At 63.3% G+C, this 12,195-nt stretch carries 13 protein-coding genes and 1 tRNA gene; 11 read left to right on the top strand and 3 right to left on the bottom strand.

Annotated features, from left to right (window positions below; genetic code table 11):
• Positions 1-174: 174 nt before the first annotated feature.
• Positions 175-1,242, bottom strand: coding sequence for a recombinase RecA (gene recA / locus P3W85_RS04140; protein WP_017229590.1), 1,068 nt, complete (start codon positions 1,240-1,242; stop codon positions 175-177).
• 332 nt (positions 1,243-1,574) lie between these two features.
• On the opposite strand from recA, the gene P3W85_RS04145 reads away from it, so the two are divergent.
• The 6 genes from P3W85_RS04145 (at position 1,575) to P3W85_RS04170 (ending at position 8,061) form a co-directional block, all read left to right on the top strand.
• Positions 1,575-2,261 carry a response regulator gene (locus P3W85_RS04145; RefSeq protein WP_276263835.1) on the top strand — a complete coding sequence of 229 codons (687 nt, stop codon included), beginning with the start codon at positions 1,575-1,577 and terminating at the stop codon, positions 2,259-2,261.
• A gap of 130 nt (positions 2,262-2,391) precedes the next feature.
• A complete protein-coding gene (locus P3W85_RS04150; RefSeq protein WP_276263836.1) occupies positions 2,392-3,954 on the top strand; it encodes a sensor histidine kinase in 1,563 nt (520 codons plus the stop codon).
• Complete coding sequence (locus P3W85_RS04155; RefSeq protein WP_017229587.1) at positions 3,951-4,292, top strand: DUF4212 domain-containing protein; 342 nt, start codon at positions 3,951-3,953, stop codon at positions 4,290-4,292. The genes P3W85_RS04150 and P3W85_RS04155 overlap by 4 nt, the downstream gene beginning before the upstream one ends.
• 256 nt (positions 4,293-4,548) lie before the next feature.
• The gene (locus P3W85_RS04160; protein WP_276263837.1) at positions 4,549-6,249 is read left to right on the top strand and encodes an MFS transporter; all 1,701 of its coding nucleotides are present in this window, start codon (positions 4,549-4,551) and stop codon (positions 6,247-6,249) included.
• 206 nt (positions 6,250-6,455) lie between these two features.
• A tRNA-Met gene (locus tag P3W85_RS04165) sits at positions 6,456-6,532 on the top strand.
• A gap of 92 nt (positions 6,533-6,624) precedes the next feature.
• Positions 6,625-8,061 (top strand): DUF6538 domain-containing protein, encoded by a 1,437-nt coding sequence (locus P3W85_RS04170; RefSeq protein ID WP_276263838.1) that lies wholly within the window; start codon positions 6,625-6,627, stop codon positions 8,059-8,061.
• Here the strand turns inward: P3W85_RS04170 and P3W85_RS04175 are convergent.
• Together P3W85_RS04175 and P3W85_RS04180 are read right to left on the bottom strand one after the other, a co-directional pair.
• Positions 8,049-8,516, bottom strand: a complete 468-nt coding sequence (locus P3W85_RS04175; protein WP_276263839.1) for a hypothetical protein — start codon at positions 8,514-8,516, stop codon at positions 8,049-8,051. The genes P3W85_RS04170 and P3W85_RS04175 overlap by 13 nt on opposite strands.
• A 66-nt stretch (positions 8,517-8,582) precedes the next feature.
• Positions 8,583-9,245 carry a recombinase family protein gene (locus tag P3W85_RS04180; RefSeq protein WP_276263840.1) on the bottom strand — a complete coding sequence of 221 codons (663 nt, stop codon included), beginning with the start codon at positions 9,243-9,245 and terminating at the stop codon, positions 8,583-8,585.
• A gap of 148 nt (positions 9,246-9,393) precedes the next feature.
• Between P3W85_RS04180 and P3W85_RS04185 the strand changes: the two genes are divergently transcribed.
• From P3W85_RS04185 to P3W85_RS04205, 5 genes are all read left to right on the top strand, one after another.
• Positions 9,394-9,726, top strand: a complete 333-nt coding sequence (locus P3W85_RS04185; RefSeq protein WP_276263841.1) for a hypothetical protein — start codon at positions 9,394-9,396, stop codon at positions 9,724-9,726.
• A complete protein-coding gene (locus P3W85_RS04190) occupies positions 9,723-9,938 on the top strand; it encodes a hypothetical protein (protein ID WP_276263842.1) in 216 nt (71 codons plus the stop codon). The genes P3W85_RS04185 and P3W85_RS04190 overlap by 4 nt, the downstream gene beginning before the upstream one ends.
• A gap of 24 nt (positions 9,939-9,962) precedes the next feature.
• Positions 9,963-10,610: a tail assembly protein gene (locus P3W85_RS04195; protein ID WP_276263843.1), complete on the top strand. Its 648-nt coding sequence runs from the start codon at positions 9,963-9,965 to the stop codon at positions 10,608-10,610.
• Positions 10,611-10,659: 49 nt separating this feature from the next.
• Complete coding sequence (locus tag P3W85_RS04200) at positions 10,660-10,923, top strand: hypothetical protein (protein WP_276263844.1); 264 nt, start codon at positions 10,660-10,662, stop codon at positions 10,921-10,923.
• Between the two features lie 107 nt (positions 10,924-11,030).
• Entirely contained in the window at positions 11,031-11,885 is an 855-nt protein-coding gene (locus P3W85_RS04205) for a hypothetical protein (protein ID WP_276263845.1), read from the top strand.
• Positions 11,886-12,195 lie beyond the last annotated feature (310 nt).

Below are 12,195 nucleotides of genomic sequence, written 5' to 3' on the forward strand. Positions count from 1 at the left end.
AGGTCAACTGCAGTTTCACCTCCCCTGCGGGGAGGCGAGCCCTCCGGCGCGGGACCCGCGCGACGATCCGATGGATCACGAACCAGGGACGAAAAATACAACGGGGCGGCGCGCGTCGACACGCGTGCCGCCCCGGTGGGGGTTCGCGGCCGGGAACGTTCCGGCCGGCGAAGCTCAGTCTTCGGCGGTGGCCACTGCGGCGGCCGGCGTGCCGTTGAGCAGCACCACGCCCAGCGATTCGCGCACCTTGTTTTCGATCTCGTCGGCGATATCCGGATTCTCGCGCAGGTATTCGCGCGCGTTGTCCTTGCCCTGGCCGATCTTCTCGCCTTTGTAGCTGTACCAGGCGCCCGACTTCTCCACGACCTTGGCGTCCACGCCGAGATCGATGATTTCGCCCTGGCGCGAGATGCCCTGGCCGTAGAGGATGTCGAAGAAGGCTTCGCGGAACGGCGGCGATACCTTGTTCTTGACCACCTTGACCTTGGTCTCGTTGCCGATCACCTCGTCGCCCTTCTTGATCGAGCCGATGCGGCGGATGTCCAGGCGCACCGAGGCGTAGAACTTGAGCGCATTGCCGCCGGTGGTGGTTTCGGGCGAGCCGAACATCACGCCGATCTTCATGCGGATCTGGTTGATGAAGATCACCAGGCAGTTGGTGCGCTTGATGGTGCCGGTCAGCTTGCGCAGCGCCTGGCTCATCAGGCGGGCCTGCAGGCCGGGCAGGGAATCGCCCATCTCGCCTTCGATTTCGGCCTTGGGCACCAGGGCCGCCACCGAGTCGATCACGATCAGGTCGACCGAGCCCGAGCGCACCAGCGCATCGGTGATCTCCAGCGCCTGCTCGCCGGTGTCCGGCTGGGAGATCAGCAGGTCGCCCACGGCCACGCCCAGCTTGCTGGCGTAGTTGACGTCGAGCGCGTGCTCGGCGTCGATAAAGGCGCAGGTGCCGCCCAGCTTCTGCATTTCGGCCACGACCTGCAGGGTCAGGGTGGTCTTGCCCGAGGATTCCGGGCCGTAGATCTCCACCACGCGGCCGCGCGGCAGGCCGCCCACGCCCAGCGCGATGTCCAGGCCGAGCGAGCCGGTGGACACCACCTGGATATCCTGTTCGACCTCGGCATCGCCCATTTTCATGATCGAGCCCTTGCCGAACTGCTTCTCGATCTGGGCCAGCGCGGCGGCCAGCGCCTTCTGCTTTTCGGCGCTTACGCCAGCACTCGCCTTCTTGCCGTCATCCATGGTCGTCCTTCCGTCAATGGTGTATAAATAGGCCGCATGTGGCGCGTTGCCTGCTTTTGCCGGCAACCGCGCGACCCGCGCCGCGCTGCGAACCCCCGATGGCGACGATCCTGCCGCCGGGGGCGAACATCTGGGCAAACATTGGGCAAACGCCGGTAGGACGTTCGATGAATGCCTGATGAAACGTCGCTACCGGATCCGGTAAATTCCGGCCCAGGTGCAAAGCGACCGGATCAAGCGGGTACTGTATAAAAAAACAGTATGCTTGGCAAGCCCCGTCCGCTTCATTCGATGGAAAGCGGCGACAAAGCCAGGCCAGGGTGGAGACAACCATGCGTATTCTGATCGCCGAAGATGACGATGTGCTGGCAGATGGCCTGACGCGCTCGCTGCGTCACTCGGGCTATGCCGTCGACCATGTCGCCAGCGGGATGGAGGCCGATTCCGCGCTGTCCACCCAGACCTTCGACCTGCTGATCCTCGACCTCGGCCTGCCCCGCATGCCCGGGCTGGAGGTGCTCAAGCGGCTGCGCGCGCGCGGCGCCATGGTGCCGGTGCTGATCCTGACCGCCGCCGATGGCGTGGACGAGCGCGTCAAGGGCCTGGACCTGGGCGCCGACGACTACATGGCCAAGCCCTTCGCCCTGTCCGAGCTGGAGGCGCGCGTGCGCGCGCTGGTGCGGCGCGGCGCGGGCGGCGGCGCCACGCTGACCCACCACGGCCCGCTCGCCTTCGACCAGGTCGGCCGCATCGCCTACCTGAACGAGCAGATGCTGGACCTGTCGGCGCGCGAGGTGGGCCTGCTGGAGATCCTGCTGACCCGCACCGGGCGGCTGGTGTCGAAGGAGCAGCTGGTGGACCATCTGTGCGAATGGGGCGACGAGGTCAGCAACAATGCCATCGAGGTCTATGTGCACCGGCTGCGCAAGAAGATCGAGGTGGGCGGCATCCGCATTGCCACGGTGCGCGGGCTGGGTTACTGCCTGGAGAAATTCCAGGCCGCCGTGACGCACGATTGACTGGACGAGGCTGGCACCCCCCGCTGCTCCGGCCTTCGGCGAACAGGAAGAGACCGCACCAGAAACGCCAGAGGCACCAGACGCACCACACCCGCCACACGCACTACAGGAACCGCCCCACCCTTCCCCCATGAGCCTGCTGCGACTGCCCCGGCGGCGCCCGCGGGCCGCGCGCCCCCCGCGCCCGCCATCCCCGTCACCCGGCGACGCCATCGTCAGCGACGAAGCGCTGGCCGACGCCCTGCCCCATCTCGAGGACAGCGCGGGCCACCCGTCGCCACGCTCGCTGTTCGGGGAGATCCTGGACTGGATGCTGGCGCCGCTGCTGCTGCTGTGGCCGATGAGCATTGCCGTGACCTACCTGGTGGCAAAATCGATCGCCAACGGCCCCTTCGACCGCTCGCTCGAGGCCAGCGCGATCGTGCTCTCGCAGCAGGTGCGCGAGGTCAACGGCCGCGTCACGCTGCAGCTGCCGCTGTCCGCGCGCGAGATCCTGCGCGCCGACGAGTCCGACAATATCTACTATCAGGTGGTGGGCACGCACGGCGAATTCGTCGCCGGCGACAATGACATGCCGCTGCCCAACGAAGACGATCGCGGCCATGCCGGACTGGTGTCGCTGCGCGACGACCGTATCGCGGGCAACGACGTGCGCGTGGCTTATACCTATGTCGATCTCAAGCATGGCGGCGACACCCAGCCGGTGCTGGTGCAGGTTGGCGAAACCCTCGACAAGCGCGCGCGCCTGGCCAACGAAATCATCAAGGGCGTGATCCTGCCGCAGTTCGTGATCCTGCCGCTGGCGGTGGTGCTGGTGTGGTTCGGCCTGACGCGCGGGCTGGCGCCGCTGACCTCGATCCAGCAGCGCATCCGCGCGCGCAATCCGGGCGACACCAGCCCCATCGACGAACACGCGGCACCGCAGGAGATCACGCCGCTGGTGGCGTCCTTCAACGATCTGCTGGCACGCCTCGATACCTCGGTGCAGACCCAGAAACGCTTTATCGCCGATGCCGCCCACCAGATGAAGACGCCGCTGGCCGGCCTGCGCATGCAGGCAGAACTGGCGCAGCGCGAACAGTCGCCCGAAGAGCTGCGCAAATCGCTGGCGCAGATCGCCGGCAGCTCGGAGCGCGCCGCTCACCTGGTGACGCAACTGCTGTCGCTGGCGCGCATGGAGAACCTGGCCGGCGCGGGCAGCATGGCGCCGCTGGACCTGGCCGCGCTGGCGCGCGAAGTGGTCAAGGACTGGCTGCCGCAGGCCTGGGCGCGCCGCATCGATCTTGGCGTCGATGCCGACGACCATCCCGTGATGGTGCAGGGCAACCGCCTCATGCTCACCGAGATGCTGAACAACCTGATCGACAACGCGATCCGCTACACGCCCGCCGATGGCCGCGCCACCGTGCGCGTCAGCGCGGATGCCTTCGAACCCTTCGCCTACCTCGAAGTCGAGGACACCGGCCCCGGCATCCCGGTGGCCGAGCGCGAACGCGTGATGGAGCGGTTCTACCGCGTGCTCGGCACCAAGACCCAGGGCAGCGGGCTGGGACTCGCCATCGTGCGCGAGATCGTGCAGCAGCACGGCGGCGATGTCGGCATCCTCGACCACGTCTATCAGGCGGAGCCACGCCTGGCCGGCACCTGCTTTCGCATCACGCTGCGCCGGCCATCCTATATGGAGCCGGCATGAGCGCGCCCGGGCAGCCAGACGCCGACCACATCCGCGCCGCGCGCGACCAGGCCGACGGGTCCGAACGGCGCGCATGGCAGCGCAACCTGCGCTGGATCGCGGTGCTGTTGTCGCTCTGGTTCATCGTCACCTTCGTGGTCGCGTGGTTCGCCCGCGAACTGCGCTTCGACTTCTTCGGCTGGCCCTTCTCGTTCTGGGTCGGCGCGCAGGGCGCGCTGATCCTCTACGTATTGATGGCAGCGCTGTATGCGTGGCGCATGAACCTCGCCGACGACGACCAGGCGGACAATCCGCTCCCGCCCGCCGTCCCGCGACAGCACGACCACGATGCTGCATAGCAGGAAACGCCGCGCCGACGCGTGGCGCTGACCGCGGCGGCGCATCCGGCAGGGCTGTTTCCCCGCGGCGCAGCAACGCCAGGGCCACTTCGCGTCTAGCGTATACCCCGAGCGTTTAGCCGGGAACCACGCTGGAATTGTCAGAACGCAGTAAGTTTCGCCACCCACAATCCATTGCAGCTTCGGAGCCCGCAGCGTGCCCGCCAGGGCGTGACGGCGCGCCTCCGAAAGACCCCGATATCATACGGAGGAGACAATGGCGAATGTACGGAACGTGGCAATGCCTGGCGGCAGTGCCCAAAGCTCGGGAATGACCAGCGAGGAGAGGAAGGTGATTTTCGCCTCCTCGCTCGGCACGGTGTTCGAGTGGTACGACTTTTATCTTTACGGTTCGCTGGCGGCCATTATCGCCAAGCAGTTCTTCGCCGGGCTCGATCCGACCGCGGCCTTCATCTTCGCGTTGCTGGCCTTTGCCGCGGGCTTCATCGTGCGGCCGTTCGGCGCACTGGTGTTCGGCCGCCTGGGCGACATGATCGGGCGCAAGTACACCTTCCTGGTGACCATCCTGATCATGGGCGCGTCCACGTTTATCGTGGGCCTGCTGCCGGGCTACAACAGCATCGGCTGGGCGGCGCCGATCATCCTGATCGGGCTGCGCATGCTGCAGGGCCTCGCGCTCGGCGGCGAGTACGGCGGTGCCGCCACCTATGTGGCCGAGCACGCGCCGCACGGCAAGCGCGGCGCCTATACCGCATGGATCCAGACCACCGCCACGCTCGGCCTGTTCCTGTCGCTGATCGTGATCCTGCTGTGCCGCAACCTGACGGGCGCGAACTTCGACGCCTGGGGCTGGCGCATCCCGTTCCTGGTCTCCATCCTGCTGCTCGCCGTATCGGTCTATATCCGCCTGTCGATGAGCGAATCGCCCGCGTTCCAGAAGATGAAGGCCGAGGGCAAGACCTCCAAGGCCCCGCTGACCGAGTCGTTCGGCCAGTGGCGCAACCTGAAGATCGTGATCCTGGCGCTGGTGGGCCTGACCGCCGGCCAGGCCGTGGTGTGGTACACGGGCCAGTTCTACTCGCTGTTCTTCCTGACCCAGGTGCTGAAGGTAGACGCCACCACCGCCAACCTGCTGATCGCGGGCGCCCTGGTGGTCGGCACGCCGTTCTTTATCTTCTTCGGCTCGCTGTCGGACAAGATCGGCCGCAAGTGGATCATCATGGCCGGCTGCGCGCTGGCGGTGCTGACCTACTTCCCGCTGTTCAAGGCCCTCACCCACTATGCCAACCCGGCGCTGGAGCGCGCGCAGCAAAGCGCCCAGATCGTCGTCACCACCGATCCGAAGCAATGCTCCTTCCAGGGCAGCCCGATCGCCCGCGAGATCGACTTCCGCAGCTCCTGCGACATCGCCAAGCGGACCCTGGCGCAAGCTTCGGCCAGCTATGAAGTGGTGGAAGCCCCGGCCGGCACGGTGGCATCGGTCAAGATCGGCGACAAGGAGATCGCCTCCTTCAACGCCACGCTGGTACCGGCGGGCCACAGCTTCGACGATGCCAGCAAGAAGCAGATTGCCGCCTTCAAGAAGCAGGTGGGCGACTCCATGGCCTCGGCGGGCTACCCGACCAAGGCGGACCCGGCGCAGATGAACACCATCATGGTGCTGGTGATCCTCGTCATCCTGGTGATCTACGTGACCATGGTGTACGGCCCGATCGCCGCCATGCTGGTGGAAATGTTCCCGACCCGGATCCGCTACACCTCGATGTCGCTGCCGTATCACATCGGCAACGGCTGGTTCGGCGGCCTGCTGCCCACCATCTCCTTCGCCCTGGTGGCGCAGAACGGCAATATCTACTACGGGCTCTGGTATCCGATCATCATCGCGGGGGCCACCTTCGTGATCGGCGCACTGTTCGTCCGCGAAACCAAGGATGTGAACATCTACGCCAACGACTGATATCCGCCAACGCCAAAGACTGCGCCCGGCGTCCAGGGCCAGGCAAGACTGATCCGGTAATCAGTCGCTCCAACCGGCGGGCCGCGAGGCCCGCCGGTTTTTCCTTGAGGCAAGCGGCCGGAAAGCCCGCCGCCAGCCCCTCTGAAGATTTTCCGATGGGGGTGTTGACAAGCCGAAAACTGTACGTATAATAGCGGTCTTCGTTAGGCGAATTAGCTCAGTCGGTTAGAGCGACGGAATCATAATCCGCAGGTCCGGGGTTCGAATCCCTGATTCGCCACCAGTTTCAAGCGAGAGCCGCGTTCCCGAAAGGGTTCGCGGCTTTTTGCTTCGGGTTGCGCGGGCAGGTGTAGCACATGGGTGTAGCACAATGCCATGTCCCACTATCTCCAGCGGTCCCGGCACGACACCACTTACCTGTTTCGCCGGCGGGTGCCCGCCGACCTCGTCCGGGCGCTCGGACACACCCAGCTCTACAAGAGCCTCGGGACCACCAGCCGGCGCGAGGCTGTGAGACTGGCGCGGGCGCTGGCGGTGAAGACCGACCAACTGTTTGCGACTGCACGCGAGATGACGAAAGCCAAGCCGGACGAGGGATTGATCGTTGACTGGACCATGTCCATCGACTTCGATGAGTTCTGTCGACCCCGCCTCAACGTCCAAGCCGAACCGCATGAGCAGGAAGCGGTCAATTCAGCCATCCGAACGGCGCTCACGAGCCTTCCGGTCCCCGCGCCCACCCTCACCCATCCCGCGACGCCACAAACAGCGCCAAAGCCCTCTACGCGGCTCGCAGACGCTGCTGCGCAATACCTCACCCAGCACGAGCTGAAGCCCACCACGCTCAAGCGCTACAAGCCCGTCATACGCCGGTTCGTGGAGCACTTCGGGGATGATCACCCCCTAGAGCAGATCACACAGAGTAAGTTTGCTGAGTTCGCAGCAGCCATAACAGCGGACGAATCGAGGGAGATCAAGACGCATCAGACAGACATCACCATTGCCGGCACGTTCATGAACTGGCACGCCAGCCGCAGCGAGCACGTTGCGAAGCTGACTGCGGCCACCTTGAAGCCAAAGCGCCAGACACCAGCCTCCGAAGACCGCTCCGAGCACTCGCTAGATGACATGGCGGCCATCTTCATGGCCGCCGCTGCGAGCAGGCAAAATGCACCAGAAGAATTCTGGGTCACGGTCGGATGCGCCCTCACCGGTTGCAGGGTGGAAGAGCTGGCGCAGATCGACACGGCGACTGACCTGAAGAGGCACAGCTCGGGCATCTGGTATCTCGACCTCAACGGGCGACCCGACCCGGATGGAGTTACCCGGCGCTCCATGAAACGAATGACGAGCTGGCGAGTAGTGCCGCTGCACCCGGTGCTGGTCGAACTAGGGTTTGTGAAGTTCTTGCAGGTGCGCGCACAGTCGCCCACTCGGCGGCCCTTCGATGCGCGATTCACGCCGCACGCTGAGATCGTGTCGCCAGACGAAGCCAAGAACGGCAACAGCCTGATCAAGTGGAGTCACTACATCTCGCGGTGGGGCGGCAAACGAATGACAGAACTGCGCAAGCGCGGCGCAATTACCACCCCCGATACCACCTACTTTCACAGCATGAGGCACACGCTGACGACCTGCCTTGCACGAGCGGGGATCAGCGAAGAGATCAGGGCCACGATTGAAGGGCAAAGCCACGGCGGTGTGAACGGCCAGGTCTACACGAAGCTCAAGACCGACCCGACCGCGACCTATGATGCACTAGTGATGGGGGCTGAGCCAATTGCGGTCCTACTGCGGCGTCACCTTTGCTGACTAGCTTGTTTCGCGTAGGACCTCATAAGCTCCACGCTGCGCCGGCTGCTCTCTATAGCAGTAGGGCAATATTTGGTGCGATATTCATCCACATACTTCTCATCGACCATTTGCCTTTCCCGCCCCCAATAGAAGTCCAATGACGACTGGTATGACTTAATCGCGCGCTCAGGCTCTGCGAGCAAACCTGCCAGATTGTATATGGCATGAACCAGACTCACTTTGGCCTTTTCCGCCTTCTTGGCCAATTCCTGCCGCTGCTCGGCAGTCCAACTCTCATCCTGCTTGACGAATTTCCCGTGCATCTCGCAGGCCATTAGCATGGCGGTCTCATTTGCTGCATTGCTGAACAAATAGCCCGGCGCTGAACCCCTCGGGGCAGCATTTGCATCCGTAGACGCACCGAATGACAGAGTAAGAACCGCACTCAGAAAAAATCCGCCCGCACCACTCATCTCCCCCCCCGTATCGTGCTGCAATATGCACTTGATATGGGATCGTCGCAAATGAAACTACCCCACTCACGCAGGGAGTCGCGCCAGCACCCGCTGTAATTGCGCAAGGTGCCACTCCCCGCCCTTGGGCGTCCTGACCCCCAACCTGTTCAATTCCTCGACCATCCGGCGCTGTGACAGCCCTGCCGCCTGATAACCGCGCAGCGTGCTGGTGAGGTTCGCTGCAAACGCATCAGCCGCCTCGACCCGCTCTGCTACGTTTCCGCGCAGGTTTTCGGGTTTGCCCAATTTGACCCCACGCGCCTTTGCCGCTGCCAGTGCTTCCTTGGTGCGCTTGCTGATCTGATCCCGTTCCCACTCGGACATGACCGCGTGCATCTGGATCATGACCTTGTTCGCCTCTGGCATGTCCGCAGCGACAAAGTCACAACCGGCCTCGATCAAACCCGACACGAAGTGAACATTCCGGGCCAACCGGTCTAGCTTGGCAATGAGCAGGGTTGCGCCGTGCTTCCGGCATGCGTCCATTGCAGCCCGCAACTGGGGGCGCTTGGCAAGCGCGTCCGCGCCCTTCCCCGATTCGTGTTCCTCGAACTCCGCTACCAGTTCCCACGCACCCCCGTTCAGGTAGCGGGCAACGCCTTCACGCTGCGCTTCCAACCCCAACCCGCTCTGACCCTGCTTCTGCGTGCTGACGCGGTAATAAGCGATGAACTTGCCGTTTGCCATGCCTGACCTCGTTGTCGTTTGAACGTTTAATTTGAGGTCAGCATATCATTCACACAGATTTTTTGCATATTTTTTCTGCTCAATATCTGCGCTATGCCTATAATGAGGATAAGCGGTCATGTTTGACTGCACTCACAAGGAGTTTGATATGGGTAACAACAAGGCGCGCTTCATGCTCGCCCTAGACGAGTCAACTTCGGAACTGCTCAAACGGATCGCGGAGCAGACCGGACTCACAGCTAGCGGGGTCATCACGAGACTCCTAGGCGCTCACATTACCGAGCTGTGGGAGTATGAGACCTGGCTTGGAGAGCAAGCGGTAGGCACACGCAAGCATTCCGAGGGGATCAACCTAATGGTGAGCTACGGTCCCGACAACCTTGTTCAAGGCATCAAGCGGATCGACCCGGCATATCAGACGCAGGAAGACAAGTTTCTCGCCGGGCTGAAGAAGCCGGCTGCCGAGGGCGACGCAGAATGACCAACCTCGACATCGACAACTTCCGCGCGGTAGCCGAAGCAGAGTTTCGGCAAGAGCTAGACGCCGCCACCATCGCCGCGTCTATCGAACTTGGTGCCAGCGTTTGCCACTTCGGCCACCGCGCCGAGGCATATGGCGGCGGCGCAGCGCTGTTCATCGAGAATCGACAAGAGCCGCACGGAATCATCTCCGAAGGCTTGGCCGACGAATGACCACCACCAACAAAGAGGCTCCAGATGCTTCGTGAGATCCGACTCTATGGCCATTTGGGCAAGCGCTTCGGGCGCGTCCACCGCTTCGTCGTGAAAAGCCCAGCTGAGGCAATCGCAGCGCTGAAGGCCAACTTCGGCGCATTCGAGAACCACTTGATCCAGCACAACAAGCCCGGCTATCACGTCTTCGTGGATGAGAAGAACCTGGGGCTAGACGACCTGCTGGCGCAGACCAGCGCTGGCGTGATAAAGATCGTGCCGGTGATCGCGGGACGAGGAAAGGGTGGGTTGCAGATCCTGATTGGCGCTGCGCTAATTGCCGCGGCGTTCTATACCGGCGGCGTGATGCTGGCCGCCGATAACACCCTGATCGCTGCCACCACCATGGGCGGCATCGCGTTCTCGATGGGCGTGGGTCTGATCGTCGGTGGCGTTGCCCAAATGCTGACCAAGTCGCCCGCGATGAGCAGCACCGAGCGCCCTGACAACAAGCCCTCTTATGCCTTCAATGGGCCTGTCAATACCACCCAGCAGGGCAATCCCGTCCCGATCTGCTACGGCGAACTCATTGTTGGGTCCCAGGTTATCTATGCCGGCATCACCACCGACGAGATTCCGGTCGACGCTACCCTCTCAGTAGACAACCCCACCACCGGTTCCGTAGGCATCTGACCGATTGACATCAGCGCGGGCCTTGCCCGCGCCCCCTTGCTAGCCAGACATGAAGGCATTTGACATCAAGCAGTTCATCGCAGCGCAGGCCGCAGCGGTCGAAGTATCTCAGCAACACATGGGGCACATGCAAAAGGTGCCCCAGGAGCAGCTTGCAGACATCCTCGAAACCTCGACCATCGAGAGCACGATGGATGCGGGGTTTGCCATAGTCCACCGTATCAGGCTGCACCACGGCCAAGGCCAGCAGGCCCTCGCCATTAGCACCGCCTACGGTAATGGCGACTGCTACCTGATGCACACCAGCTTGTGAGCAGGAGTCTCTTGCCCGTGCATTTGCACGGGCAGCTAATGGAGCTAGCGCATCGCTACGCCGAAACAGGGAATCCGCCGCGTCCCTATGACATCTCGGCGCACCCTGTGCAACGTCTGTTCTCGATGATGCGCACTGCTATGAATAGTCCCGCGCAAGGTGCCTTTTCCGCATTGGGCATCCATGTCGAACTGACCCTGCGCGGCGTTCCCCCATGCCTACGCCCGGAGCTTACCGACGAGCTAACGGACAGTTCGAAATGGCCGGGCACGTTCGCCCATGACATGCGCTACGTCGCATGGCTGGCCGATCTGCTGTGGCTTGCCTACCAGCATCCCGACCGCCCGCAACGGATTCTCTACAAGGGCCTCAGCCCGATCAAGCTGCCCGCGCCTCTCATCCTGTCCGACGCAACTATGGGCGTGCTCCACGGTGAAGGCGCACCGGATTACGAGCGCCCGCCCCTGGAAGCGTGCAAGCCCGAGAGCATGACACCTCGCGCCCGCACAGCTCGCAACTGGTGGGCGTGGCACGCCAGGGTCGGCAACCTCTGGCGTCAAGCACACAAACTACAGGTCCATAAATGGGCTTGGAATTTTGGCATTGACTCAGACAAATCCCGCGAGCTGGGTTACATCATCTGCGACGAGACGCAGAAGGAACGAAAGGCGCTGCGGCGGAAGGGACACATTGCACGCGACCTGATCCTAGAGGCCGCCCGAGCAGCGCCGGACAAGTCAAGAGCACGCACCCCGGAGGATGTCGCACGGCGGCGCTTCGACCTTCTACGGATTCACATACTCGCCGGGCGCAGCGGCACCCGCACAGCCCGGTATGTGGAACTCGTTGGCGGCGTTGGCATGGTGGGGCCGCAAGGCAAGCCCCTGACCCGGCAGGCGATTGAGAGTCAACTGCGGCACGTCGAACTTCTCACCGGCCTACCCAAGGAACTGCAGCCGTGAAGGCGCTAGCAAGTAAATCTCTAAATGGCACCCCAAGAAATGCGCGCCTCAGGCACCTTCCTAAAGGAAGGTGCCTTGATACCCAGCTACCCGGAAACCCGCACCAGACAAGGAAAGAAGGGGTTGCAGCATATTTCCCATTCCAGTCCCATGAAGGGGTTGCACCTTCCCTCCATTCTGCAACCCCTTCCGCGCCCCCCACTCCCATCCGATTACCTACTGATTCCCCGCGCTGCACACCCGTGCCGCAGGCCCGGCAACAGGCAAGCCCAGCACTCAGACAAGGCACCCACCCGGCCCATTGGCTGAC

Source organism: Cupriavidus basilensis (assembly GCF_029335485.1).
Classification (GTDB): Bacteria; Pseudomonadota; Gammaproteobacteria; order Burkholderiales; family Burkholderiaceae; genus Cupriavidus; species Cupriavidus basilensis_E.